The following is a 26,847-nucleotide window of genomic DNA, read 5'->3' as shown; positions in this document are numbered from 1 at the left end:
ATTTTTCTTTATCCGATTTATTAAAATGCCACATTAAGTCCGAAAAGGAACGATTTGTTTGTAGGGTAAGCGTCAAGCTCTATACCTGCATTGCCAAGGGGATCACCGTTGTTACTACCACTAAGCTCAGGCGAGAAGCCGCTGAAATCGGTAAACAGGAACGGGTTAACAGCAGTAGCATAAATACGTACCTTATCTACGCCTTTAATCATTTCGGGTAATGTATAACCTAACGTTATGTTATTGATGCGCAGGTAATCACCATTTTCAATGTAGTAGGTAGAAGCGCGTGGCACATCATTATTCGGCTTAGGGTTGGTAGCGTTTGGTGTAGATGGTGTCCAGAAACTGTCTAAAAGTGCCGACTCTATGTTTTCACCACCAAAGCGCTGTGCTTTTTTACCGTTGTACAGCTTGTTACCGGCAACACCATAAGCATCAACAGAAAAGTCTATGCCTTTGTAGGTAAGCCCAAGGTTTATACCATAGGTTGTAGTTGGTATGTATGTACCTGCCACTACCCTCTGGTCGCTGTAGGTAAATGCACCATCAGAATTAAAGCCTGTAGTTTCATATACATAGAAACTGCCCAGCGGCTGCCCTAACAATACCTGTTTTGTGTATTGCCCGTTGCCGAGTCCGCCGCCTATATAATCTCCAAAAAGCTGCGGGTTATATATTTCTTCAAGCTCATTTTTATTGTAAGACATGTTACCGCCTATCCAGTAGTTTATATCTTCACCTATCCTGTCCTGCCATTTAAGTGTAACCTCTACACCTTTGTTAGATACCACACCACTGTTTAAGAATACAGAGTCAGGTGAAAGAACTTCAGGAACATCTATAGGCAGTATAAGGTCTTCATTTTTACGGTCATATACATCTATTGTACCCGATAGCCTGTTGGTTAACATTGCGAAATCGATACCCAGGTCATATTCTTTCATGGTTTCCCATGTAAGGTTACGGTCTATCTGCCCGGGGTTGAACAAGCCAGGATTAATTGACTGATCAGGCCCAAATGCATAATTACCGTTGCTGAACTGTACTGCGTTAAGTGCAATTGAGTTAGCGTTACCAACTTCTCCGTAGCCACCTCTAATTTTAAGGTGGTTTAAGAAGTTTACATTATCCATAAAACCTTCGCTGGATATAATCCATCCCGCAGATACCGAAGGGAAAACCGCATTTTTCTTATCTCCTTGAAATATGCTTATACTCTCTCTCCTTACAGAAGCAGTAAACAGGTATTTATCATTATACTCATACTCTAACCTGCCAAAGTACGCGAGGTTAACTATTGGCGTTCCTGTTTCATTTTGCACTACTGAACCCGGTGCAACCTCTTCATTATTAGAGGATAGGTTAAGGCTCCAGTAATTGGACTGTTCAGGCACATCAAAACGGGTTGCATTAAGGTATTCCCACACGCCAAATGTACTCCTTGAATAACCTGCCACAGCCACTACTTTGTGTGTATCGAAATACTTGCTGAAGGTTACAAAGTTGTCCCAGTTCCACCTGTAGTTAGAGCTTCTGCGCTGGTCTAGCCTGTTGATTATGGGGTTTTGTGCATTTTGCGCAATATACTCGTCTATAGTACCTGTTGGGTTGGCAGCAAGCCAAAGCTCGCGCGTTGGAGTGAAAGTATAGCCCCTTACCCATTCTGCAGTAGCACCAAAATTTGAAGTAAATGTCAGGTAATCCAATATTTCAAGTTCAGCTTTTATAGAGCCGGTGAGCAAAACATTCTTGCGCTCTTCATTGTAATAATATAACTGAGCTACCGGGTTGGCAACGTTGTTATAACGCTGGCCTGTTAAATCATTAAAACCAAGTTCATTAACCAAAGGTGCTCCCCACCTGCCGTTAGGATACCTAACCGGCATAATAGGCGCCTGCCTGTAAGCATTGGTAAAAGCACTTAGCGGCTTTGGTGTTGTGTTAGCATTAGATAAGTTTATGAAAGGTGTAACTTTCAGTTTGTCGTTCAGCATCCTGAACTCATTTTTCATGACGATACTTGTCCTTTCAAATGCAGTACCGTTCAATATACCGCGTTCCTTATAGTTAGACGCACTTAAGTAATAGTTTGCATTATCGCTCGCACCTGATATAGAGATGGTGTTATTCATCATCTCACCTGTACGGGTTATGGCATCCAGCCAATTGGTATTATAAGGCTGAGAATCAAGGTTAAAATAAGATGATGAGCCTAAAGCGGTATTATTGTAGTAGGCATACCTGTAAGAACCTGCCATATCTACATCTCGCTGAATGAATTTCTGCCCGTAGTAACCATCATAAGTTACTTTAATATCCCCCCTTTTACCGCGTTTTGTAGTTATAAGTACCACACCATTGGCTCCTTTTTGCCCGTATATGGCAAGAGATGAAGCATCTTTTAATATATCTATAGTCGCAATGTCATTGGGGTTAAGCCCTGTAATATTGGTAGTCTCTACACCATCTACCACATATAGCGGGTCGCGGCCTGCGGTAATGGTACCAAGCCCCCTTATACGGATTGTTGGCAATGCACCCGGCTCATCATTAGTAACGATATTAACACCCGCTGCCCTGCCCTGTATAGCCTGTATAGGAGACTGTGAAGGTGTCCTTACTATGTCTGCTGCTTTTACCTGTGCAACAGAACCGGTTATCGCTCCGGCTTTTTTAGATCCGTAACCAATAAGTACAACTTCCTCCATCTGGTTATCAAAAAAGATAGAGTCATTAGGAATAATAGAATCTAACGGTGTTGGTGGTACCTGAGCAAATGCCGAAGCACCAACAAGGCAGAAACTAATATTAAGTAATGTTTTCCTCATGGGATTTTATTTGATTAAAATTAACATTACTCAAAATTAAAAACTATATCGTTATAGTAGCAGCGTGAGAAGCCTATCTAATCTACATCAAAATCGTATAAATACATTTTAAATTATTGATTTACATAAATTTATATACTATAATATTACATCAATATTTAGCATTATGATGTAGTAATGATGTAGTATATATCATTAATAAAAATGTGAAAAAGATAATATTATGATAATATTTAACAGGAATTCAAATAGTAATCATATACTGAGAAAGGTTCTCTTCGGTACTGATATCAAGTTTTTTTCGTAGCCTGTAACGATGTAATTCGACTCCGCGATAGGATATATTCATAAGCGGGGCAATTTCTTTAGAAGAAAGGTTCATCTTTAAATAGATGCATAACTTAATGTCCTTCGGGGTAAGTGCAGGATATTTTGCAGTAAGCCTGCTCACAAAATCTTCATGGCTTTTTACAAGGTTCTTTTCAAAACTCTGCCATTCGTTTTTACTTATAGAATTCGTTTTTATAATCTTGCTTATACGCGTTTTTAACTCATCTGAACCTGTAACGCTTTTAAGCGCTTCCTGTATGCTCTCTATCATTTCACTGTGTTTGGCAATTGAAAGCGATTTACCCGCAACTTCAGATGCCTTGGCCTGTACTTCTACTTCAAGTATATGTTTTTCATACTCCTGCTGGCGCAGTTTTTTCTCCGCTTCCAGTTCAAGCTCCATAATTTCACGCCTGTGCTTCAGCTCTTCTTCATTAAGCCTGATCTTTTGCAGGTAGCGTACTTTATTCCATCGGTAGTACAGGAAAAATATTCCCGAAATAACTGCTATATAAGCTAAAATCATTAACGTAGAAAAGTACCATGGCTTGGATACCTTAAAGTTGTATGCCGCAACCTGCTGATAAGTGCCGTTATTATTGCGGTAGATATCTACTGACTGGTTGCCGCTGCTAAGGTTATTGAGTATTATATTACCTTTTATAATTGGCTGAAGGGGTTCAGCATTCAGCCTGTAAAAAAGGTCGGGCCGATTATAGCCGTAATATCCTGTTATAACATTAAGCTCTACAGACTGGTTGTATTTAATATGTGTATCTTCATCAATAAGCCTGCCCATATAAAAAGCTTCTATAGATACGGGAGCTTCTTTTTTGCTGCTACCCTCAATATTATAAGACATAAATCCGTCATCAAGATTTATAAGCAGGCTGCTTCCGTTTTTATATACCTGGGTATTCTCCATAATAAGCCTGCCCTGGTAATATTTTTCATTAAGCAGCTTTTCTGAAAACTTGTCCCCTTTCCGGGTAATAAGATAGAGCAAACCGCTTCTTATGATTATGAAATTATCATCATCAACCGGAACAATATCCGAGATTCCGGAAAACCTTTCGGTAAAAGCTTTATTTTCTTCAAGCTTGTCCTTAATGCTGTTATAGGTGTACCACTTGCTGTTGATGTAGAAAAGCACTTCTCCCCTAAACGGGAATAGCTTTACACCATAATCGCTCTTTATGTTGTTTTTTTGGGAAACATTCTCTACACGCTTCACATTAAAATTTTCATCATATAGAACCCTGTAGAGGCTTCTATAGCTGTCAGCCGCCCATAATTCGCCCGGCCTTGTCTGGGCAATATTACGGATTGGCTTTACTATACTGTCAAGGGTTTTATAAACCCCGAGATTATCGGTATTGGTATAAACCGCTATACCCGAATAATTAGCCTGAAAGTAGGCCCTGTCAAATTTGCTTTTCAGGAATTTCCATCCCCCGTTAACCGGATTAGCTTTTTTAAGCTGTCCGTTATAAGTATAAGTACCGTCATTATGCCCTATTATGTAGTTGTCGCCTGATTTATATACATCCCAAGCCTGCCCCTGAGAGTTTGGAATTGTATTTAAGCCCTGTTGACCATAGCTAAAGACACCATGATTAGAGGCAAAAAGGTAACCACTTTCTGTGGGCGCAATGCTATATACCGAACCAAGCAGGCCCGAATTATCTGTAAATAAAGATACGGGCGAGTTTACCTCAACATGCGATATACCATTGTCCAATCCAAGCCAGAGGTCTTTTTCAGTGTCCAGTGCTACAGAAAGTACTGCATTGTTTTTAAGGGCATTATTCCTGTTGATAACTGTAAAGCTGTTATCGGTAAGGTTAATGATATAAATACCTTTGAGTGCCGTACCAATAGCAAGCATGTTATTATTTATAAATGCTGCGGAGAGGATGACAGCATTTTTAAGCAGGGAGTTTATATTACTATCCCAGGGCTTTACCCCTTTGGCATCACCCTTAAAAACCCCGTTATTCTTGGTAAAAATGTAGATGTTACGGCCATTTTTCTCCATGCCGTGCACAATGTTATCTTTCAGTTCAGGCCATGCCGTTATCTGCTGAAATTTACCTCCGTCGAATACATATACTCCGTTTCGGGTGCTTGCTGCATAAATAGTATTATCTATAACATAACAATAGGATATTTGCGAAGGAAACCTGTAAGTAGCTATAGTTTTTCCGTCATAAGCATACATGCGGTGAAAAGTCTGAAAATAAATTTTATCTGCATGCTTAAATATTTTCCATACCTCTTCATTGTCACTGTCGGAAAAATAGTTCTTACCCGTAGTAAGAGATGTATATTGCATTATACCTTTTACCCTCTCCCAATAACCAAACTCCCTGTAAGAACCACAGTAAATACGGCTGCCATCAGCAAATACCGACCTGATAATGGTTTTATTCGGCAGTGAGTAGCGCTCCCACTTAACACCGTTATATCTTAAAAAATAATGATTATTGGCGAAATAAATTGTGTTATCATCAGCCTGGGTTATATTCCAAACCTGGTTATCACCCGAGTACTCCGATTTGGTAAAGTTCTCTACAAACGGCAGGAGTTGCTGGGCATTTAATTGTAGCGCCAGCAAAATGCAAAAAAAAGTAACTGTATTTTTAAGTGACATCTGTAAAGTTTAATTCACAAATTTACTCAAACTTATTATAACAAAACACCCTGCCGCCGGCAGGGTGTTTTGTTATAATTCTTTTACACGTTCTTCAACATATCCCTCCAGATATTTAAAACGCGGGGCAAGCTTTCCGTTTTCAGTAATCATGGCACGTTTCAGTATGCCGTCTTTATCGCCATTAAAAAAGGCAGGTATAACATTTTTGAGGAACATATCGCCAAAACCCATACTTGCATCTTTTGGTAATTCGCATGGCAGGTTATCTACTGCCATTACCACAATTGCGGCAGGATGGCGGTAATCTACCTCTTTATCTTCAGACGGATGATAGCCATATAAAGGCTCTGCTATGGTACTCGCCCTGAGTGTGCAGGCTACGGGGCCTTCTACATCACATGAAATATCAGCAACAACTTTTATCTTATTATCTTTAGATTTCAGCATTTCACGTGTTAATATGGCAGGTGCACCATTACCATAAAAGTGCCCCGCAATAAACATATCAGAAACCTTTGTAAACCTTTCAAAATCTGATTCATATTCTGACGGGTTAGCATAAAAATCCTGGTTATCTTTTACCGAACCGTCTTGCCTGCGGTTATAGTCCAAAACATCAATATGGCAATAAACGGGATGCGTATATGATTTTGTAAGGTAATCTGCTACCGATACCTCCTTAATTTTCATGGCGTCTAAAATTTCTTTAGCGCCCATGCCCACCTTACCTTTTCCTGTCAGTACAATTTTTACGGGCGGTACAATTGCTTTTCTTAATCTGGCAATAAGCGCTTCTTTATCTGAGAGTGTTTCTGCTTTGGGCAGAGTGAATAACTCATATTTTAAACCCAGTGCCCTGAATGCATTATAAGCGCCCACTATGCCCGCATACCTGCCAAAACCGATGAGCCTCCTGATAGAAGCATCTACAATGGTTTCGTGATCATATAGTGTTATATTCTTATCCAGTATCGCCTGTAACAGCTTTTGGTTGTAAGGCTGTTTTTTTATAGTATGCGAAAAGAAGAAATATTTTTTATCCGGTATCAAAGCATCTACAGGCACTTCTTTCACCCCTAACAGCACATCACACTCTTCCATTGCAGCACTAACTTCAATACCCTGCTCCCTGTATTCGTCATCAGAAAAGATCCTGATATCCGAAGGCTCTACCCTGACAGATGCTTCAGGGTATTCTCTTACAAGTTCTGAAAGTTTTTCCGGAGAAAATACCACACGCCTGTCGGGCGGGTTTTTACGTTCTTTTATGATTCCGAATTTCATGTAGTGTGTCTTAATAAATAGGTTTTTATTTGTTTTACAACATATTAGCTAATCTGTTGTAAAAACTTTAAAACAGGTTTGTTTATCTGCTTCAAATATACAGGAATTTTAACGAGCAATAAAATATAAAGCTGTATCTTTGTGCCTTTATTTTTGGTACCGTTTTTGAAATAAACATACCAGAACTTACTCATGGGGCCGACTGGTTTTGACAGCAGGTCGAATTGAATGGTAAGCACGCCGGGAACGGGGACATATCCCGTAAATAATGTCTCAAACAATTAAACGGCGAAAATAACTACGCTCTTGCTGCTTAATTCTGAATTTATAGTAAGAATATAGCCACGTCCCTGCAAGGCAGGGAGGCGGGATCCTTCTGAAAAGCCCTGGTTTATGGCGTTTCGATTAGAAGGACCGTAAATATAGACCTGGGGACAGTTTTGCTCTGCGGCTGTCCCGAGACTTAAGGAGCTAAGTGGTGTGTGGCAGTTTCCGGCCTTGCACACCAACGAAAACCCAAGCGGAAACTAAGCGTGTAGAAAGCTCTTGAATTGCCTGTTTGGACCCGGGTTCGATTCCCGGCGGCTCCACTTGACCGGAAAGGAACGCAGATTTGTGTCCTTTCCGGTTTTTATTTGAATATAAGTCACTGTTAATCATATAGATAAGTCTTGCTGCTTCGTTAAGCTTAGGTGTTCGATATTCTTTTCCGTCAAAAACGATTTTTTGGGGAAATATCGAACCTATTAGCTCCCTTTTCTTACTTACCGGCAAATTTCCGTAGTGGGTATCCAGTCTCGAAAGCGTGCTAATGGCTTTATCCATAAGCTTTTCCAGCTTAGCCTGTGAAGGTTTATTTGTGCCTATGGTGTTCAATAATCTTTCGGCCTTCTTGATTTCGTTTTCCGCCTCATCTTTCAATGCCCTGTAATCTTCTGCATCAATCACATCGGCTAATAACAAGTTTCTCGCTTTCGATATTTTTTGGCTGAGCCTGTCAATTTCATCCGAAATTCTTCTTCGCTCATCATTTTCCGGTTTGTTGAACTCCGAAAACAGTTTACTTACAATTACTTTATACAACTCCTTTATGGCGGGATGGGGAATAAATTTTCGTAATTCACGTTCGAAGATTTCGTGTACTTCCTCGGCACGGTGTCGGAATTTGCAACCAGGCTGGCAATGATAATACGAGTAATACTTTGTTTTCCCTTTGGAAGAACTTGCGGTAAGCATACCTCCGCAGTTAGGGCACTGAAGAAAACCCCGTAGCGGAAAATTCTCATCTACCTCGTATTTTGCTTTTGACTTTACTTTTCGTCGTTTACCATCAAGCACATCCTGAACTTCATAAAAAAGATGTTCAGAAACCAAAGGTTCATGCTGCCCTTTGACAAAAGCGGCTTCCTCTTCCTTATATGCGGGTATAAAAACTAAACCGCAATAGACCGGATTACGAAGCAATGAATAAAAGACGGAACTTCCGCACTTTAATCCCATTCTATTTACTTCCTTTCGTATCTGGTCTGCAGCTTTAGCCCCTCTTGAAATTTCCTCAAAAGCCCATCGGATGTATGTGGCCTGAGGTTCCTGTACACCAAAATATTTTTTGCCGTCTTCTGTGATACGGTTTTTATAGCCTATGGGCGCTATTCCCAAAGCCCTTCCTTCCTTTTTGGCACGTCTCATGCCATGAAAGACATTGAGGGCGCGGCGGTCGTTCTCAACCTCGGGTGTCGCAAGATACAGGGCCAGCATAATTTTATTTTCAGGGATACTGAAATCAAGGGGCTGCTCAATGGCTTGCGGCTCTACGCCAAACTTCCTGAGAATATTGATCATCTGGTAGGCATCCCCCGCATTCCTGCTGAAACGGTCCCATTTGGTAAACAGCACCACCGATGACCTGATTTTAGAGCTCTTTAGTATTTGCAAATACTGATTCCACTGCGGGCGGTTAAAGTTTTTTGCCGAGTGGTCTTCAAAAAACACGTGCCCAATCTGTAGATCATTATTTTCGCAATACCTTCTCAGTACTTCTTCCTGATTGCGTTGCGAATAACCTTTATCTGCCTGCTCATCAGTACTTACCCTTATATATAAATCTGCTGTCTTCATCATCCTGCTTTTGTTTGTGCAATGTACTACTTTTGAGGCAATTTCAGGTAAAAAGCTACCGCTTCATTTGCCATTAAATATAATAATTCCATTACTATCCGAACCTGTTCATCGGAGAGCTCCAAGCCTCCCTGTCGCAGGATCTTTTTTGCGTGTTCAGTAGGGATATACCCCGCTTCTGCCTTTATTCTCCTTCTCATAACTGAACTAAATTAAAAAAGCCCTTTCGGGCTTTATGTTTCTAAAAATTTAATCCTGCTGGCCAGGTTTTTCTTTTTTGAGGGCTCGTAACTCAAATACCCATAGGCATGGAGGTCCTGCATACAGCGGCTGTAGGTTTTCAGGCTGGATATCCGGGCTATTTTCATGATCTCGTAACTGTAGGCCCGATAGGGATTGATATGACCCCTGTCAGCACTGTATTGCACAAGTGCGGCAAAGACCCCGATATGGGTGCTGCTGATACGGTAATCGTTCAGGCTGCCTCGCAGGAAAACTGACAGGGGATTCATACTGAGTTACATGGATTGTGCCTTACGGCGTTGTTTCTTTTGCTGCGCCTCTCCGGCAGCGTCCTCATCATTGCCTTTGGCGGATTGCCCGCGACCCTGCTTGGCCGATTGCCCCTGTTTCTCGCCCTGCTTCTGCTCTTTACCCTGGCGCATGTCCAGCCTGTTTTTTTCCGCATCATAGACATTGACCGTCTTAAACTGCGGGTTGGCTTCCAGGTACTGCTTCACCTCCTGCCCGTCCTTGATAAAGGTAGTCGACTGCAGGTTGCCCTTTTTCAGGGAATTTATCAGGTCTTCCTTATGCGACGCATTATCCAGCTCTTTGATAGGATGTTTGCCCACTGCCGCCTCAAGGTCATAGCCGTAATTCTCGTGGTAGTGGTTAAGCCTGAAGTTGCCGTTATTGTCGGTATCTTTGAAGTCCAAAGAAACCCACGCGTTATACACTTCCCCTTCCCTGCTGGTCAGGTCCTTGTTCACGGCCCTGCCCTCCATAAGGTTGTAGGCTTCCTTAAGGGTAATGTTGTTGCCCTTATTGATGTAAAAGGTCTGCTCCAAGGATTCCGGCCTGCCCTCCTTCTGAAGGCTAACCTTGTAGGAGTTGAAAAAATACAGGTCGGTCTGCTCGGATTTCCTGAAACTCAGTTCCGCACTCACTTTATCCTCGCCGTAAAAGGCATCATGCTTCAGGCTGAAAGTAGGTTGCTGCTTTTCCATCTGCTGCTTCAGTTCGCCCTCCAGGGCTTCCCCGAAGCCTGTGTATTTTACCTGGTCTTTCAGGTAATCATAATTACGTTCGTTCATAATACATCATTTTAGTTATTCATTAAAAGTCGGAAGCGGTACCACCTGCGTTGCTTTGCGGTTGCGCAGCTTCAGTTGCAGGTGTCGGCCACCGGATGCCTCGGTCAGTTCCACAAACAGGTTCTTTTTATCCGGTATGGTGAACTTGGGCAGTACCACCACAAAGGTCTTCAGGGCATTGGGCGGTACTTTTTCAGTAGGCTCCCACACCATAATGGGAGTAATCTCAATGTCCTGTGAGGCGGTGCGCCTGCTCCTTTTCTGATCGCGGATCAGAAAGCGAAGCCTGTCTATGGTATAGCTGATATTAGTAGCGTTCTCTATGGTAATCCTGTAGAAGAAATACTCCTCTTCCACAAACATACCGGTAACCGACAGTGTGATGCCATTATCGCTTTCATTTAGTCGGATACGGTGCCGGTCATGACAAGCTTTCGAAGCCAGGGTATCAAGAAGTGCGGCATTGTCCGTATGCTCCGCCACGACGGCTCCCATGGCCTTGCCCGTAAAGTCGTAGGCACTATAGTAAGGACAGGCTTCATAGTAGACCAGGAAATTGTAGAGTTTCCCGTCCGCGGTGACGACCGTCAGGTTCGACTCTGGGAATTCTTCCTGCACCGCCTTGATCTGCAAAATATTCTCAAGCCCTTTTGGTTTTTGGGCCAGTATGTCCCTACTGCCCCTGTCCACGCTTAGGATACGGTACGGAAACAAAAGGCTGGTAGTCTGCTGTTCGGAAATACCGATTTCCCTATTAGCCGGCAGGGCCGAACCGCTGTACTGTGCCCAAAGGCCAACAGGCAGCAGCATAAGTAAACATCTTAAAATAAACGTTGTCTTCATAGTCTGATTATTTGGATTACTCGTCTTGTTTTTCATCTTTAAGCAGGATACGGTAGCCTTTTTTAAGGGTCACTTTCACCAGCTTCACTTTCTTGCTGAAGAGCCCCTTGGCCGCTTCAATACCGGCACCTGCCGCCTGCGCACTCCAGGAATCACTCAGGGTGGTGACCCCCAGGGTCTGCATGGAGCGGTCTGCCGAGGCTTTGGCAACGGCCCTGTTGATGGCTCCGGGTATGTAAATACCGTTTAGCCCGTCCAGATCGTAAACGGCCAGTTCCACCGGGAATAAGGAATTGCCGTGTCGGATGCTCTGTATTTGGATGGTCAGGCGCTCCCCTTTCAGGGAAGCGGTACCCACCACAAAAGTGCCTTTCGGGATTACCTGACCGTTAATGTAGATTTCCTGGGCCAGTTCCATTTTAACCGTAGCGCCGTTGACCACAGTCTGTGTCTCGGCAATGACAGCCGATACCGCATGATTCTGAACGGTTTCCGTGGTCACTTCATCAAGGCCGTAGAAACCGGTATGGAGAGCAGTGGGTGCAAAGGCGACCTTATGTGACTGTTGTGGTGCTATGCTGGATACCACCTGCTCTTCTTGCTGTGTGGCAATGCCGTAAACCCTGCCCCTGTTGCTTTTGGACTGCTCTCGCAGTTTCTGCTGCACGCGCTCGGGGTATTGGATATCCAGTATACTTTCCAGCATACCTCCTATCTGTGCCAGTTCGGGGTCCGGCTCCGATACTGTTTCCATGGATTGCAGCATCTCTTCCAATGCCCTGCTCTGGCTGTTAGTGGCTACAGGTAGCTCAACAGAGGTTTCAGCAGGTGGTGCTTTTTTGTTTTCGGGAGGTGTACTGACAGCACGTTGCAGTGCTTCCAGGCGCTCATAGACTTTTTTCTCCTGAGGGCTTTGGAAATTGCTTATGGAGAGCCCGCTGCGCTGCCTGCTCCCGGTAACCGAATCCGTCGTTTCGTTAAGGGTGTCATACGAGTAGTTCGGATCTTTTTTCCTCAGGTTATTGATCTTGTTGGAATCCTGAGCAGCCCTGTCATAATACTGCATCTTGTCAAAGGATGCTTCATCTTCCAGGTTGGCAGCAGGCAGCTTCAGGTTAAAGCCGCGTTTGGGCTGTCCCTCGGCAGTGGTCGGTGTTCCCCCTCCCATAGCCCAAAAGAAGAGCGTGGTAAAGGGAAGCAGTAAAAGCGGCAGGAGCCAGAGGATCTTTCTTTTCCTGCGCATCGGTGCGGGTTCATTTTTTTTCATCAGAATCGTGTTTTTGAGTTGCGATTAATTGTTCGCCTATGCGAATGCTGTCGAGCAATCCGGGCCGGGCCTGCACCAAACTGTCGCGGGTCTTTCGTCCGGATGCGTTTCTTGAAAGGCTGTCCCAGTAGTGATGGAAAATAGCTAGCCGTTCCCGCAGCACGGAATCATCAGGTGCCACTTTGGGGCTGCTGATCCGCGGGGCAGCAACACTGCGGATAGCATCCGCTTTTGTTGTAATACCTAGTATATTGCCAAGGCCTCCGAAGAGCATCAGTGTGCAAAAGCCTGCGGATACGACTATAAAAAGGCCTAAGGACAGGTACTGCCCTTTTCGGGAAAGGCGGGCTGCCTTGGCTTCCATCCATTCCACCCAGGCCAGCTGCGTTCGGAGCCGCAACGCATATAGCTGCTGTAGCAGGCTGGGCCTGACTCTTTTATTTTCATTTTTATCTTTCATGGCTACTGGCGGTTTTCGGTACCAATATCTTTATTGTCCAGGGTACGCCATCGCTCGATCAGGAAACCGTGCGGGTTGTTATCGCTGCGCGATACGTTCCTCAGGTTACCTTCAGTAAGCAGGTTGCGCTTGAGTATACTGGTCGGCCTGACGATCTGCTGCTTGGCATAGCAGCGGAAGTAATAGGGATAGTTCTCGAGGCTCACCACGATACTGTCCATGGTGATGCCCTGACTGATGTTCCCCGAGATGATACCGGAGTAATACCCGCCTTCCTTAAGGTCGTCGTACACCCGTTTTGCTGAGTTGTCTGCCAGGTATAGTGCCTTTGCCACGTTCTCACGGATGACCTTGTCATCCGGGTCAAGGGTAAAGAAATAGTGATGGAAATTGCGCACGTGGTCGCGCGCTTCCACCGCGATATTGTCCCTCCGGTCCGAAGCATAGGCTTCAATGGCCTTGCCGTTGGCCAGCACATAAATCTTATCCTGCAGGCGGTGTACCGTTGTATAGCTCTGGTAGAGGGCGAAGACACTCACCAGGGCACTGGCCACCACTACCACCATGGTAAAGGTTTTTACATGGAGGAAGGCGGTTTCAAGGTTGTCAATTTTTGTGAACATCATGATTCATTACCTTTTACTTTATCTTTCATATAATTGTCGTTATCGAAATAGGGGCCGCTGCTCCCGTGACCGGAATAGCTTCCCGACATCCTGCCTACAGCATCCCCAAGCCCGTCGGCTGCCATACCGGCACCCATGGAGGCGGTACGTGCTGCAGCTGTGGCAGTACCCCCGAAAATACTGGTTACTTTCTGTCCAAAAGCCCCGCCCCCGCCGGCGTGTACGATGTAATTGGCGACTGAGGGTACGGTAAAGTAACCGATGATACCGATGATCATAAAGACCAGGTAGGCAATATCGGTCCTGCTGAAAAAGGTGTCACCGTACTCGTTGACCTGTGCAATGTCGACCTGCAGCATCTTTTCCTGTATCTTGCCGATGATACCTCCGAAGATGTTGGCTACGGGCAACCACAGGAATACGTTGATATAGCGGGCCAGCCAAACGGTCAGGGTATGCTGGAAGCCGTCAAAGACAGACAGCCCGAATACCAGCGGTCCCAGTATCGCCAGGACAATCAGCTGGAAGGTACGCAGGGTATCGATGCACAGGGCCGCAGCCTCAAAAAGGACACGCAATATCTCGCTCATCCATTCCTTGACCGAATTCCTGAAATTGTAGGAAGCCTTGGCCATGGCAAACTTGATGTCGTTGCCAATGCTCTCGATCAGCCCTTCCCCCGATCCGGAATCCTCCTCGTGGGTATATTTGTACCAGCGTTCCCGGTCGCCACTGCCGTCTTCCCCGACGTACATCTGCCAGGCATCGGTGGTCTTAATAGCTTCCTCCTTCTGGCGTAGCAGCTCCTCGATAGCGGCATTGGAATTCTCCACCATACTATCGGTAGCGCTGACCGCGGGTTTCATAATACCGTTGATAATGGCAATGACCAGCGGAAAGGAAAGAATGCAGAAACCAATCACAAAGGGACGGAACAGCGGATAGAAATCGATGGGCTCCGCATTGGCCAGGTGCCGCCATACCCTTGAGGCGATATAGAACAGAGCCGCAAACCCCGCAATACCCTGCGATATCCCGATAAGGTCGCTGCACAAAGGCATCATCTCATCGTACAGCTGGTCCAGCACACTGTGAAGGCCGTTCATCTCTTCTGCCATGGACTGGCTGTAGCCTTCAGCGGGAAGCAGCAGTAGTGCTGCCATGCCCCATAGTTTATTTTGACATTTAATAGCCATAACAATCAGTTTAAGGGTTGGTTTGGGTCAGTAACCTGAGGGCTTCCACATCTTCCCTGCCGCGTTGCAGGGCGAGTATCCCGGTCTGCGAATTGAAATCCATTACGAAAAGGCATTTGTCCTGTACCGACAGATAGATCCTGTCGATGGCCGCGAGGCGTTCCTCATCCGACATGCGCAGCTCCCCGGCGGTCAGTACCGCCGTCAGCTCTTCCAGATCGCGCAGGCTCTCCCTAAAGATTCGGTCGTATACCTGCACGAAATAGTCGAGTTCGTCTGGGGCAAAAAGCCCGCTGGACTGCAGTTTGTTGCGGTGGCGGCCCGAATTTCCAACCAGCTCCACCTAGTAATCGATGATCTCCCCCACCCTTTTGTAATTGCGTACCGCAGGGCTGACCTGCAGCAGGGCATCCAAAAAGGTCTTGTGCAGGTCGAAATTCCCTTGTGTCAGGTCCTTTACGGTGTTGTACCCCTTGCTCAGTATCTCATAGCCTTCCTTCATGTCTTTGAGTATGGCCCTGAACTGCGCCAGTTTTTCGATATTCAGTGCGAGCTGCTTGAGTTCCTGTACCTGGGCGTTGCCCTGGACGGTAATTAAAAACATTAAGCTGGCAAACAGTAGTTTTCGAAGTGCTTTCATAATTATGGATTTGGGTTGGACAGGCGTTCACTTTGTCGCACGTTTCGGGCTTCGCGTGCCCTGGCGTTTACCAATAGCATGCACTGATCGTAAAAGTCCCGGGCAAACCGATAGCGGTCTTCGGTATTAGCATAAAGCGCGTCGATACGGTCAATGCGCCCGGCATCAGTAGCTGTGTAGCCGCTTTGGGAGAGCACGGCTTCCAGCTCCTCAAGGTCATCAGCACAACCCTCTAACACGCGCGCGATGACCCTTCGGATATAGTCTTTCTCATTACCGTAGAAAAGGGCATCGTCAAGCTGGCCGGAAAGTTTTTCCTGTAGCTCCGTAATACGCGTGTTCAGCGTGACAATGGCACCTGCTTTGGGGTAATCCTGCACAAAAGGGCTTACGTTATCCAACCCCTCAAAAAATAGGCTGTGCAGGTTCAGCTCGCCATCCTTCAGGTCTCCGATAAAATTTAACCCGTCACGGGCGATACGGTAGCCTTTTTTCAGGTAACTCCCATAGGTCTTAAGGGCTGCGATCTGCTGTAGCATAACCCGGTCGCGGCTTGACTGCGCAACCAGTACAAAGGACAACAGCAGGGCGGTTATGGTCAATAGTGTTTTCATCGTGGTATTGTTTTAGTGTACACTGCCGTACAACCTGCGTAATTGCTCCACTTCTTTCGAGGTCTTGGCACGTTGCAGGCTCAGAAGCACATTCTGCCCGTTAAAGCGTCTCAGGTCATCGTAGTTGCGGTCAATCTGGTCCGCTGTCTCATTGATCAGTTCCAGGCGCTGGGCGTCACTCATGCTGGTGGTATAGGATTCGATAATCGAAAAGATCAGCTCCATGTTGTAAAGGCTCTCGGCAAGGATGCCGCTATATACCTGCTCCATATAATCGAGTTCATCCCCTGTAAAATGCTCGTCCTCCCGGAAGAGCTGCCACCCGCGCTGGTATTCCGAGAGCAGGCGGGCCTGTTTGTCGGTAATGTCTCGGATGCGCTGGTACTGGGTGATAATGGACTTGACCGCTTTGAGCTCATCGTAATACTCCTGGTACAGTTCCTTCTGTTTTTTGGTCCAGTCGGAGATCTCATCCAGTTTTACCTTCGAAAGGGTATTCTCGATTTCCTTTTGGGCGTTCTGCAGCCAGATGGTCTTGTTCTGCAGTTTCTGTATCTTAAGGTCCATCGCCTTGATGGCCCTGACCACGGCCTCACGAATCAAAGCCAGTATGGGCGGTGCGGAGGTCGCCGGGCGCGCCTCGATGCTGCTGAGAAGCAACAGGCACACCATTATTTTTGCAATTGTTTTCATAGCGTTTCATTTAGGTTTATTCTCGTGTAGTTCCTGCACCAGGGCCGCAATGCCGCGGCGCACATCCCCGCCGAATCGGGCGGCGTATTGATGCACCCTGACCTTTTCGCTTTCTTCGGTGGTATAGGCATAATATTCCTCCGGGGAAACCTCGGTGCGGTAGACCTTGGAAAGTACCCCGCCAAGGGAAATAAACACCTCCTTATAATTTTTGTCGGGGTCGTTGGCCTTATTGACTGAGAGCACCAGTGCCTTTTCCTTTTCGGTCAGCCCCAGGAGTTCCTGTATCTGGTCAAACTTATTCTGGTATTTGCGCTGGTCCAGCAGGATCTTGCAATCACTGTTGTTGATAATTGCCTGCTTGACCACGGGGGAAGAAATGATGTCCTCCACTTCCTAGGTCACCACTATGGCTTCCCCGAAGAATTTACGCACTGTCTTAAAAAGGTATTTGATGTATTCGGCCATGCCTTCACGGGCAATCGCCTTCCAGGCCTCCTCAATCAGGATCATCTTTCGTATCCCTTTCAGCTTGCGCATCTTGCTGATGAACACCTCCATGATGATGATGGTCACCACTGGGAATAGTATGGGATGGTCTTTGATGTTGTCCAGCTCAAATACGATAAAGCGTTCCTGCAACAGTTCCAGGTTGGCCGTAGCATTCAGCAGGTAATCGAATTCACCGCCCCGGTAGTAAGGGCGCAGCACATACAGAAAATTCCCGATATCAAAGTCGCGCTCCTTCACCTTATCCTGTTCCAGTATGGCGGTAAAATCATCCCGCAGGAATTCGTAAAAGGAGTCAAAGCCGGGAAAAAGCGCCAGATCAGCATCCAGTTTCTCGTAATACAGTTGCAACGCATTGGAAAGTGCCACATACTCGCTGCGGCGGAAAGTCTCCGTATCCTTTTTCCACAAGGCGAGCAGCAGGGTCTTGATGCTTTCCTTCTTCTCGGTATCCAGCCGGTCGCCTTCCCCGATATAAAAAGGATTGAACCGGATGGGGTTGTGCTCCTCATAGGTGAAGTAGTACCCGCCCACCATATCGCAAAGCCCTTTGTAGCTGTGCCCCACATCCACCAGTACCACATGGGTACCCTGCTCGTAATAGCTGCGAACCATGTGATTGGTAAAAAAGGATTTGCCGCTGCCGGAAGGACCGAGTATGAACTTGTTGCGGTTGGTACCAGATGCCCATTTTCATAGGCTCATCGCTGATATCCACATGCACGGGACGTCCGGTCAGTCTGTCGCCCAGACGGATGCCCATCGGACTGGTAGAGCTGCGGTAGCCGGTTTCCAGGTTAAGGAAACAACAGGCCTGTTCGGCAAAGCTGTCAAAGGTGTCGTTCATGGGAAATTCCGCGGCGTTGCCCGGCAGGCCTGCCCACCAGATCTGTGGCGCCCCAACGGTCTCCTGCTTGGCCACGGCATCCATTTGGGCAAGGGCTGAAGAGACCTTGTTCTTCAAATCGTTCAGCTCCTCTTTCCGGTCGGTCCACACCAGTATATTGAAATGTGCCTTTACCGGGAGGCGCTGTTTGCTGATGGCCTCGTTCAGGAAATCATTGGTGGCATCCCGGGCTATCAGGTTCTCGCGGCTGTAGGCCGAAAGGGATTGCAGGCGGAGCCTTTTGCTTTCCATGCGTTGCAGCGTTTTGGCACTGTCCTCAAAGAACAGGTATTGACTGTACAGGTGGTTGCACGAAAGCAGCTGCCCCAGCGGTGAGGCAAACCCCACACTGAAAGGCGTGCGGTCGGTCGAATAACGGTCGTAGGTAATTCTTGGGCCACACAGTGAGGGCAGGTTCGCGGCATCCCCCAAGGTATACAGCTGGGCGTATTTCCCGTTGATCAAAAGCCCTTCATCAAAGGCGACATCACCGTACAGGTACTCTCCTTTGCTCTTGCTCAGGGTACAGTACTGTTCCAAAAGCCCCACTTTATGGGTTTCGCTGTAGATATCGTTATCCCCTAAGGGAAACATTCTGACAAAGCCGCTGTCCTGTAATATCCTTTGGAACTGCCCGCAGGCATCCCTGAAATCCTGCAGGGCCTGTGCCCCCAGTGTTTCTTTGGGAAGCAGCGAAGGGCGCGTAAGGCTGGAAAACAGCGAGGTCGCATTTTTCCTGTCGGCCGGTTTTTTGGTCAGGTACAAATAACAGCAGTGGTCAAGGAAGGGGCGCTCGTTAAAGAAGCGCTCGCTGCTGCGGTCCAGAAAACTCTCCTTTGCAAAATCCGGGGTATGCCCGCTGTGTATGAACCAGTCCTGTTTGCACAGTACGGTATGCTTAGGCAGCACGCGGAAGGCTTTCAGCCATGCCTGGTGGAAGGCCTCATATTCCGGATCCGATAAGGTAAAGAGCTCCGGCAGCTCCACACGGAACCCCAGGGTAGCATCGCCCTGTTTGGATATGATGATGCCCTGCCGCACATCCAGAAGCGGCAGCAGTTGTTCAATTGTTTTCTCCATGACATATTATTTGGATGGTTGCATAAAAGCCTTGCGGCTGTAGCATTTGAGCATTTTGGGAAGCTGTTTCCGGGCCAGGGCTTTCATCATGCCATGCTCGCCGTACCTGCGGCTCATCGCATAGATCTTGACGACCAGTACGGTGCCCAGTATCCCTACCATTCCTACACAGACCAGCGAGGGAACACCAAGGATAAAGAGGGCAGCAAACACAATCATCAGAATGATGACGCCCCCGCCGAGGTACCAGATGTACTGTGCCTTAAGCCCCTTAAATTCAATGCTCTGGTTGATCCCCTTATTGACTTTGTACAGGCTGCCCATGATCAGATCCCGAAAAAGGATTGGATAACCGTGGCCACTACGACCAGGAAGACACAGCTGCCGAACCAGGCGGCCGCCACTTTTCCGGTATCCGGATCACCTGCGTTCCATTTCTGATAGACTTTTACCGCGCCGATCAGCCCCAGTATGGCGCCTACGGCATACATAAGGTCGGTTCCCGCATCAAAATAGCTCCTCACCTGCTGGTTGGCCTCGTTGATACCGGCAACCCCGTCCTGCGCAAAGGCAGTATATGGGAATCCCAGCACCACAACCAATACGCACAGCGGTAGTGCCCTGTTGATATATGTTTTCATAACGGAAGATTTTTAGTGGAAAATAAGCGAAGGCCATCCGCCGTTGCCATCCCTTCTCTCTGTCACCTCCTCTTACTGCTGCGGGACGAACAGGGGTATAGCCTTCGCTATGATTATGCTTTCTGCCAAAGGGTTTCGGCCAGCGTTTCATTCATAAAGGTGAAACCGTGCTGCTGGCTTTCCGTGGCAATAAACTCGTTAATTGAGGGGCGGAAGGTCGATTGGCCCAGGACGGGATAATCGTTTACGATGGCTTTCAGGCCGTTTGTTACGGTCTGCTGGTCTGCCTTGCTCTCAAAAGCCTCTATAAGCTTCTTTTTGACACGGTCTACCAGTTCCTCGATAATCTCATAATCGGTAACCGGCTGTTGGAATTCCCCTGTCGGGGTCAGGTTGCCCCCGCCCTCCATAATGGCGGATGTGGCGTTGGGCTCGGCCGGGCCCGGATTTCCCATGGAATGGAAAGGTGCACCTGCACCGACGGCGGCCCTGATCTGCGGAAAGTAAAATTTCAGCAGCAGGATGGTGTAGTAGATAAAAAGTGCGGCGGCTGTAACCCTCAGGTAGGCAGCCCATGTAATTTCCGTAAACATAAGCGTTGTTTTTTTCGTTCAACATTCATCATCTTCATTGCGGCAACACCGCTAAACTCATTTTACAATACCGAAATTACATGTTGGGATTGGCCTGTAAAAGAACAACTTTCACTTGTGCCCCAAGTTGTTCCTCAGTAGTCCTTAATTTTCCGTATCATATTTTGCAGGGCATTGATGCACGCTTCCCGGTCCGGTTCCTCGGGATTGTAGGCTTTACTGCGGATGGCATCGGCGGAAAGTTCATTACGCTGGGCAGTTGCCAGGTGCGGGATTATAGCTTTGAAGACGGCATTCATCGAGCGGGCTTTAAGCACCTGGGCCTCGTCGGCAGCCCGCAGGATCAGCGCAATCTGGTCACCGGAAAGGTTACAAAGTATCTTCATGCGCTCTAGGGATGGTTTTGCGTGAGTTGCGGGGTGTTCAGGTGTGTCCTGCTGAGATGGCGACAGGTAATTAGAATAGCGCTGCTCAATAAACGTAAGTAGGGTACTAAGGGAGCTCACGATACGCTCCTCCAGTTCCCTAAACGGGTCAGAGCCGGCAGCAGGCTCCCCCTTTAGATAGCCCATAGCCTGTTCTTTCAGGTGGGTCAGGGCGGTATGGTATTTTTGGACGAGATGGCATACCTGGCTGTCTTTATAAAGGGCAAATACCTTATCGTTGAGCTCGTGCTCCACCTGCTGGCTTTCCACGGAAACCTTCTCCAGCAAAAGGGCAATATCCTCCGCGCGCAGTTCCCTACGGTACGGCCGTGCGGGATTAAGGGTGACCGAGATCAGGGCATCCAGCCATTCCAGTGAATAGGTGCGCGCGGTACTCATGGCTATCGGTTTTTTCGGTTACGGTAGGCTTCAGGGGTTAGCCCGGTGTGGTGGCGGAAAAAATTGACAAAGGCAGACGAGGAACCAAAATGAAGCGCCTCGGCAATACCGTAGACCGGTGCTTCGCTGCCGTCCAGTAGTTCCTCTGCCAGACGGACAAGGGCTTCCGTAATTAGTGCCTTCGGGCTTTTTCCGGTGACCTGCCGCACGGTTTTGGTCAGGTTGCCCCGCGTCATGTAGAGTACATCAGCATAATAGCCAACGTCATGGTGCATGCCGGCCTGCTGTCCCACAAGGCGTAGAAAGGTGATGGTCAGTTGCTCTTTACGCTTGACAGCATTCGTGAACCGGGATCCGGTATGCTCCCGCAATTCCAACAAACAGTTCAGCAGCAGGTTAAAAGTAAGGGTTGTAATAGTTTCGGCGAGCTGGGATGTGCCCTGCTTCTGGTGTTTCTCCAGCAATAACAGCAACTGGCAGATGACCTGAAAGTGGAATTCATCGGCTTTGAGGCAATACAGTTCCTCTCGCTCCAGCAACACGGTAAGTGTAGTGTTGCGGGCAGTATAGAGTGTCTGTCTCAGGTAGGTTTCGGTAAAACGGACAAGCCAGACCATTACCGTCTGTCCGCCTGCACCTTTCATATAACTGTCCGGCGGTACTACACAGACATCCATCGCTACGGCTTTTAAGCCTTGAGTATCGCTGTTTATCTGAAGCTGTCCCTCGGTTACCACAATGATGTGGTAACGGAAATACTGCACCCCGTAGAGAAAAGCCAGCGTAAAAGCATCGCCTCGCAATTGCAGGCGGCGTACCTGAACTCCGGTATCCATAAAAGCTGTAATCAGCACCATGGCAGTAATTTTTTAATAAAAAACCCGGAAGCGAACCTCCGGGAGCAACAGTCAGTCGTTATACAGATCGGTCACAAAGGACAGTAGTAAGGCTTGTGGGGATGATTCCAGTGCAGCATTGGCAGTGGCAGCATAGTGGCCGGTCATCCACTCCCAGTCCCGGTCCCTTTTCCTTTTTCGCCCGTCCTCATATACGGCATTGCGCATTATGGAAGACGCCATCAGCATGGCATGGCGTTCGGTTGCAGTAAGGTTAGTTGCGGCATTAATCAATGCCTCGGTCGCCATGATAGCCTCACAGGCTTCCTGATAGGTCCCGTCATTGGCTTTGACCGCCGTCAGCTCGGCAGCCAGTGCTACATAAAGGTCTTTGGCAACGGTGCTGTACCCGGAAGAAAGATGGGAACGCAGGTCGGCTGCATCGATGTTCTGGTAGGACTGTACATCAGCGACGCCGATCGGATCATAAGCCGAAAGGTCATCAAGGGCAAGGAAATCAGCATTGGCCCAGGCAAGCGTCTCACCCTGCTGTATCAATAGCGGTATGGTGGCAGGTTTGATGTTTAAAAGCTCATACTCCTGTAGCAGTTCGCTATACAGGGTTCCGATAAAGTCCTCGGGATTGGACGGGTTTGCCGGCAAGGCAGTCGCATTTTTATGCAAGAGGTCCGGGGCGGATAATTCCTGTTGTGCAGGTGCAATGCCGTCAGGGCTGCAACCCGCCAGTATCAGCAATAATGTAAGTGAAGCAAATACCTTCATAATGTAACGTTTAATGTTCCTGAATCAGTTATTCAGTTCCATTCGCCCGGGGAGCGGAACAAGGAAATTTTTGAGGTTCCCTTTCGCTTTGAATTCGAAGACAAATCTATTTTACATCATCAAGGGCTACAACAGTTTGGCTGTGCCATTCCGGTATGGCAGCTGTGGAATTCGGGAATTCCACAGCCTAATTTTATCGTATTGTTAAGTTTTTATTAACAAAGTTTAAATTACATTTGATAAGAGCCTCCCAATAATACCCATGCACCTTACTATAGTGTACCGCTATATCAAGAATGTTATGAAAATGAAATTCACGGGAATCTTTATCTGCCTTTTGTTCACAGTACTAGCCCTTGCCCAACAGCCATCGGAAACACTTTCCTATGATGCCCTGCTGCAACAGATCGATCTGTATCAGGGAACCCAAAAAGCCTAGCCCTATCTGGAAGCCTACCTGCGTAAAGCCAAACAGGAAAATAATGCGCCTGAGATTGTTTTTGCCTACAGGGAAATGCTGCACGAGTGCCCGGAAAAACTCCGGCTGGTGTACTCCGACAGCCTGATTGCCGCCGCCCGGCAATCCGGTGACAATGACCTTATCGGGGATGCCTACCTTACGCGGGGCATAATATACTACCAGCGCAACAGCCATCAGATGGCACTGGACAATTATGTAACGGCTAATAACTATCTGGTCGCTACCAAAGACGATTACCTGAAGAACAAGGTCAAATACAGCATCGCTCAAATCAAATACTACCTGGGCTATTACCATGAGGCCATCTCCCTTTTTAATGAATGTATTGCGTATTTCAACAAAGAGGAACCTTTGCCCTACCTCAAGTCACTACACTGTCTGACCGTGTGTTATACCTTTGTCGGCAACCTGGAAAAGGCAGGAGAAACCTGCCAGCTGGCATTTACAGAAAGTGCTCGGCTGCGTATCAAGGACCTGCTTCCCTACCTGGAGAGCGCACAGGGAGTTATTGAGCTGGAAAAAAGCAACTACAGAGCTGCGGTAAAACACCTCACCTATGCCCTGCCCCAGATACAGAAAGACGGGGATTATGCCAATGAGTCGATTGCGCATTTTAACCTGGGGAAAGCCTATTGGGAATTAGGCAGCCTGGATTCGGCGGCGCTGCATTTTAAGAAAGTAGATACCATTTTTCTTACCAAAAAGTTCCTGCGCCCGGATCTCAGGCGCAGTTACGAATACCTCATAAAGTACTATAACCAAAAGGAAATGCCCAGCCGGGAGCTGGTATATGTAGACCGGCTCCTGCAGGCGGACAGCGTTTTGGGTAAGGAATTCCGGTACCTGATCAAGAAAGTATATAAAGAATACGACACTACGGAACTGCTCTCCGAGAAAAAGCAGATTCAGTCACAACTGAACCATACCCAGGGCCTTAGTATGGCATTGAAAGCGACGATAATCATTCTTGTACTTGGTTTCGGGTTTTTGTTCTACAGACACAAAATGCTGCGCAAACAGTACCGCAGGCGGTTTGAGGAATTATTAAAAAACGAACCTCCGGCACCTACTGATACGCAATCCCCTACCAACGACACGCTGGATATCAATCCGGTCATCGTCAACCACATCGTACGGCAGCTGGAAGGTTTCGAGCGCAGGCACGGTTTCCTGAAAAAAGATATTACCGCGACAAAACTCGCCGAAACTTTTGACACTAACAGCAAGTACCTCTCTAAGGTGATTAGTGTCCGTCGTGGCAAGAGTTTTATTAACTATATCAATGACTTACGGATTGACTACCTGATCGTGCGGTTAAAGGCGGAACCGCAGATCCGTAAATACACCAACGGAGCACTGGCCGATGAAGCGGGCTTTAGTACTGCGCAGCACTTTGTGACAGCATTCAAAAAGAAAACGGGAATGCCACCCGGATATTTTGTGGAGGAGTATGAGAAAACGGAAGGGAAAAAGTAGCCGGTTTACTTGGTACAATTCAGGATACTGCTATCTTTGCGTGGCAATAAAACAAAAAATGTCCCATGAAAGAATTATTTGACCAGATCAACGCACAGTTCGAGGCGTTTAAGGCGGAAGCGGAACTGCACATCGAAAAAGGAAACAAAGCAGCGGGTACCCGTGCGCGTAAGGCAGCACTTGAGGTAAGCAAACTGATGAAGGATTTCCGTAAGGTTTCTGTAGAGGAATCTAAAAAATAATACAGTATTACCTGCGGTTATAATTAAGGTAAGGTGTTCTTATGACCGCTGCAAGGCAGGCTTAAAAGCCTGCTTTTTGATTAAAAAATTTATCCCGTAACAGTACAAATTCTAAGACTTTTCAACAGTAAAAGTGTCGGAGTTATCTATTATAGCCTTTTGACAGAATATATCGCCTTTCAAAATTTGTTAATAAGAAACCCATATATTATTGACACTTTTTATAAATTCTGATATATTTAATTATAGAAATTTCAAGCAGATGAAAGTGATAAGAAATAAAAAAGCAGAAGCAATAATTGCGGAAATTATTGATCAGTATGCTTATGATGACAATAGCGATAGACCTTGGATAATTGGATTCAGCGGTGGGAAAGACTCTACTGTGCTTCTCACATTTGTTTGGATTGCATTGCAGCGTATTAGAGAAACCTTCCCCTACCCCTTCCAGCTAAAGAGAAAAGTCTACGTGGTCTGTAACGATACCATGGTAGAAAACCCTGTAATAGCAACATATGTTGAGGATGTACTTGCAAAAATTGAGGAAGAAGCACGAAATCAGGACTTGCCCATTTTTGTAAAAAAAACAACGCCAAAACTGGAAGAGACCTTTTGGATTAATGTCATAGGTAAAGGATATCCTGTCCCAAATAATTCCTTTAGATGGTGTACGGATAAGCTTAAAATAAGGCCAACATCTAATTTTCTTGTAGAGCAAATTGATGAAATGGGTGAGGCTATAGTACTACTGGGGACGCGTTACGATGAAAGTGCCACCAGGGAGCGTTCCATTCGTAAACATGAAGTTACCGGTAGAAGACTCTCTAAACACCAGACATCTCCCAACACATATACCTACGCCCCCATTAAAGAACTTTTATTAGATGAAGTTTGGTTTATTATAAATACGGTTCCTTCCCCTTGGGGGTATGATAATTCAATTCTCTTCCAAATCTATGCCGATGCGAGTGCAGACGATTACGAATGCCCTACAGTTGTGGTAAACAAGAACCACACTTCATGCGGACAAAGTAGGTTTGGGTGCTGGACATGTACTGTTGTAAAAGATGACAAATCAATGACTGCACTGGTGAACAATGGAAGAAACTGGATGGAGCCACTGTTGGATTTTAGAAACAGACTTATTGAAGGAAGGAACGAAACTGAAAATAGAAAAGATACCAGAAGAAATGGTCAAAAAGCCATTCGTGAAGACGGAAGCAATAATGGCACCTATACGGAGGAGTACCGATATGAGATTTTAAAAGATTTATTGACCGTACAGCGCGATCTGCAAAAAACACGTCCTGATCTTGTCTTAATTAACAATCAGGAACTTATTGCAATCCAGGTTATATGGAATAGGGACATGTATTTTGACAAAACCGTCGGTGAGCTATACAAAGATATTTACGGTAAGGAAATCAGCACCAACAATATTAAAACATTGGATAATACAGAGAAACGTATTATGAAAGAGGTTTGCAATGAAGATATGAAATACTTCCATCTCATTGATAACCTGATTGCGCTTCAGGAAACAAAAACACTTATGATTTCAAAATACGGCCTTCACAACGATATAGAAAAAAGAATAGAATCTTTTGCTATACAAAAGTAA

25 protein-coding genes, 1 other RNA gene and 2 pseudogenes are annotated in these 26,847 nt (G+C 46.5%); 5 read left to right on the top strand and 23 right to left on the bottom strand.

The window, feature by feature from the left end; genetic code table 11:
• Positions 1 to 20: 20 nt before the first annotated feature.
• From KJK34_RS03630 to KJK34_RS03620, 3 genes are all read right to left on the bottom strand, one after another.
• Positions 21 to 2,831: a SusC/RagA family TonB-linked outer membrane protein gene (locus KJK34_RS03630; RefSeq protein ID WP_223052494.1), complete on the bottom strand. Its 2,811-nt coding sequence runs from the start codon at positions 2,829 to 2,831 to the stop codon at positions 21 to 23.
• A gap of 244 nt (positions 2,832 to 3,075) precedes the next feature.
• Complete coding sequence (locus KJK34_RS03625; RefSeq protein ID WP_223052493.1) at positions 3,076 to 5,814, bottom strand: helix-turn-helix and ligand-binding sensor domain-containing protein; 2,739 nt, start codon at positions 5,812 to 5,814, stop codon at positions 3,076 to 3,078.
• Positions 5,815 to 5,886: 72 nt separating this feature from the next.
• On the bottom strand, positions 5,887 to 7,101 hold the full coding sequence (locus KJK34_RS03620) for an NAD(P)-dependent oxidoreductase (RefSeq protein ID WP_223052492.1): 1,215 nt from the start codon (positions 7,099 to 7,101) through the stop codon (positions 5,887 to 5,889).
• 194 nt (positions 7,102 to 7,295) lie between these two features.
• On the opposite strand from KJK34_RS03620, the gene ssrA reads away from it, so the two are divergent.
• Positions 7,296 to 7,694: a transfer-messenger RNA gene (gene ssrA / locus KJK34_RS03615) on the top strand.
• Between the two features lie 532 nt (positions 7,695 to 8,226).
• On the opposite strand, the pseudogene KJK34_RS15365 reads toward ssrA, so the two are convergent.
• A pseudogene (locus KJK34_RS15365) lies at positions 8,227 to 9,219 on the bottom strand (recombinase family protein); the annotation flags it as partial.
• Positions 9,220 to 9,245: 26 nt separating this feature from the next.
• A complete protein-coding gene (locus KJK34_RS03600) occupies positions 9,246 to 9,419 on the bottom strand; it encodes a hypothetical protein (protein WP_223052490.1) in 174 nt (57 codons plus the stop codon).
• A 108-nt stretch (positions 9,420 to 9,527) separates the two neighbouring features.
• Here KJK34_RS03600 and KJK34_RS15305 point away from each other — a divergent pair, with 108 nt between their 5' ends.
• Positions 9,528 to 9,719, top strand: coding sequence for a hypothetical protein (locus KJK34_RS15305; RefSeq protein ID WP_223052489.1), 192 nt, complete (start codon positions 9,528 to 9,530; stop codon positions 9,717 to 9,719).
• An 18-nt stretch (positions 9,720 to 9,737) separates the two neighbouring features.
• On the opposite strand, the gene KJK34_RS03590 is transcribed toward KJK34_RS15305, so the two are convergent.
• From KJK34_RS03590 to KJK34_RS03510, 18 genes and pseudogenes are all read right to left on the bottom strand, one after another.
• Positions 9,738 to 10,535 (bottom strand): hypothetical protein, encoded by a 798-nt coding sequence (locus KJK34_RS03590; RefSeq protein ID WP_223052488.1) that lies wholly within the window; start codon positions 10,533 to 10,535, stop codon positions 9,738 to 9,740.
• 15 nt (positions 10,536 to 10,550) lie between these two features.
• Positions 10,551 to 11,345: a conjugative transposon protein TraN gene (traN, locus tag KJK34_RS03585; RefSeq protein ID WP_236937588.1), complete on the bottom strand. Its 795-nt coding sequence runs from the start codon at positions 11,343 to 11,345 to the stop codon at positions 10,551 to 10,553.
• A gap of 49 nt (positions 11,346 to 11,394) precedes the next feature.
• Entirely contained in the window at positions 11,395 to 12,645 is a 1,251-nt protein-coding gene (traM, locus tag KJK34_RS03580; RefSeq protein WP_223052486.1) for a conjugative transposon protein TraM, read from the bottom strand.
• Entirely contained in the window at positions 12,632 to 13,105 is a 474-nt protein-coding gene (locus KJK34_RS03575) for a hypothetical protein (RefSeq protein WP_223052485.1), read from the bottom strand. Before KJK34_RS03575 ends, traM begins: the two co-directional genes overlap by 14 nt.
• 2 nt (positions 13,106 to 13,107) lie before the next feature.
• Positions 13,108 to 13,731 (bottom strand): conjugative transposon protein TraK, encoded by a 624-nt coding sequence (traK, locus tag KJK34_RS03570; RefSeq protein ID WP_236937578.1) that lies wholly within the window; start codon positions 13,729 to 13,731, stop codon positions 13,108 to 13,110.
• Complete coding sequence (gene traJ, locus KJK34_RS03565; RefSeq protein ID WP_262902042.1) at positions 13,728 to 14,894, bottom strand: conjugative transposon protein TraJ; 1,167 nt, start codon at positions 14,892 to 14,894, stop codon at positions 13,728 to 13,730. The genes traK and traJ overlap by 4 nt, the downstream gene beginning before the upstream one ends.
• A gap of 43 nt (positions 14,895 to 14,937) precedes the next feature.
• Complete coding sequence (locus KJK34_RS15190) at positions 14,938 to 15,270, bottom strand: hypothetical protein (protein ID WP_236937577.1); 333 nt, start codon at positions 15,268 to 15,270, stop codon at positions 14,938 to 14,940.
• Positions 15,271 to 15,567, bottom strand: coding sequence for a hypothetical protein (locus tag KJK34_RS15185; protein ID WP_236937576.1), 297 nt, complete (start codon positions 15,565 to 15,567; stop codon positions 15,271 to 15,273).
• A 2-nt stretch (positions 15,568 to 15,569) separates the two neighbouring features.
• Positions 15,570 to 16,181 carry a hypothetical protein gene (locus KJK34_RS03555; RefSeq protein ID WP_223052483.1) on the bottom strand — a complete coding sequence of 204 codons (612 nt, stop codon included), beginning with the start codon at positions 16,179 to 16,181 and terminating at the stop codon, positions 15,570 to 15,572.
• Between the two features lie 12 nt (positions 16,182 to 16,193).
• On the bottom strand, positions 16,194 to 16,874 hold the full coding sequence (locus KJK34_RS03550) for a conjugal transfer protein TraI (RefSeq protein ID WP_223052482.1): 681 nt from the start codon (positions 16,872 to 16,874) through the stop codon (positions 16,194 to 16,196).
• A gap of 6 nt (positions 16,875 to 16,880) precedes the next feature.
• Positions 16,881 to 19,350, bottom strand: a pseudogene (locus KJK34_RS03545) (TraG family conjugative transposon ATPase).
• A gap of 6 nt (positions 19,351 to 19,356) precedes the next feature.
• Entirely contained in the window at positions 19,357 to 19,674 is a 318-nt protein-coding gene (locus KJK34_RS03540) for a DUF4133 domain-containing protein (protein ID WP_236937575.1), read from the bottom strand.
• A gap of 2 nt (positions 19,675 to 19,676) precedes the next feature.
• A complete protein-coding gene (locus KJK34_RS03535) occupies positions 19,677 to 19,991 on the bottom strand; it encodes a DUF4134 domain-containing protein (protein ID WP_223052481.1) in 315 nt (104 codons plus the stop codon).
• Between the two features lie 113 nt (positions 19,992 to 20,104).
• A complete protein-coding gene (locus KJK34_RS03530; RefSeq protein WP_223052480.1) occupies positions 20,105 to 20,584 on the bottom strand; it encodes a hypothetical protein in 480 nt (159 codons plus the stop codon).
• Positions 20,585 to 20,718: 134 nt separating this feature from the next.
• The gene (locus KJK34_RS03525) at positions 20,719 to 21,408 is read right to left on the bottom strand and encodes a hypothetical protein (protein WP_223052479.1); all 690 of its coding nucleotides are present in this window, start codon (positions 21,406 to 21,408) and stop codon (positions 20,719 to 20,721) included.
• Positions 21,409 to 21,410: 2 nt separating this feature from the next.
• The gene (locus KJK34_RS03520) at positions 21,411 to 22,265 is read right to left on the bottom strand and encodes an AraC family transcriptional regulator (protein ID WP_223052478.1); all 855 of its coding nucleotides are present in this window, start codon (positions 22,263 to 22,265) and stop codon (positions 21,411 to 21,413) included.
• A 51-nt stretch (positions 22,266 to 22,316) separates the two neighbouring features.
• Entirely contained in the window at positions 22,317 to 23,027 is a 711-nt protein-coding gene (locus KJK34_RS03515) for a hypothetical protein (RefSeq protein WP_223052477.1), read from the bottom strand.
• A gap of 349 nt (positions 23,028 to 23,376) precedes the next feature.
• Positions 23,377 to 23,805, bottom strand: coding sequence for a hypothetical protein (locus tag KJK34_RS03510; protein WP_223052476.1), 429 nt, complete (start codon positions 23,803 to 23,805; stop codon positions 23,377 to 23,379).
• A 54-nt stretch (positions 23,806 to 23,859) separates the two neighbouring features.
• On the opposite strand from KJK34_RS03510, the gene KJK34_RS03505 reads away from it, so the two are divergent.
• The 3 genes from KJK34_RS03505 to dndC all read left to right on the top strand — a co-directional run bounded on the left by KJK34_RS03505 (position 23,860) and on the right by dndC (position 26,847).
• Positions 23,860 to 24,984 (top strand): helix-turn-helix domain-containing protein, encoded by a 1,125-nt coding sequence (locus tag KJK34_RS03505; RefSeq protein WP_223052475.1) that lies wholly within the window; start codon positions 23,860 to 23,862, stop codon positions 24,982 to 24,984.
• Positions 24,985 to 25,049: 65 nt separating this feature from the next.
• Positions 25,050 to 25,226 (top strand): BF3379 family histone-like protein, encoded by a 177-nt coding sequence (locus tag KJK34_RS03500; RefSeq protein ID WP_223052474.1) that lies wholly within the window; start codon positions 25,050 to 25,052, stop codon positions 25,224 to 25,226.
• A 262-nt stretch (positions 25,227 to 25,488) separates the two neighbouring features.
• On the top strand, positions 25,489 to 26,847 hold the full coding sequence (gene dndC, locus KJK34_RS03495) for a DNA phosphorothioation system sulfurtransferase DndC (RefSeq protein WP_223052473.1): 1,359 nt from the start codon (positions 25,489 to 25,491) through the stop codon (positions 26,845 to 26,847).

This window comes from Flavobacterium coralii (assembly GCF_019891545.1).
In the GTDB taxonomy this organism is placed as follows: Bacteria; Bacteroidota; Bacteroidia; order Flavobacteriales; family Flavobacteriaceae; genus Flavobacterium; species Flavobacterium coralii.
This window is presented reverse-complemented; position numbering and strand designations above follow the sequence as displayed.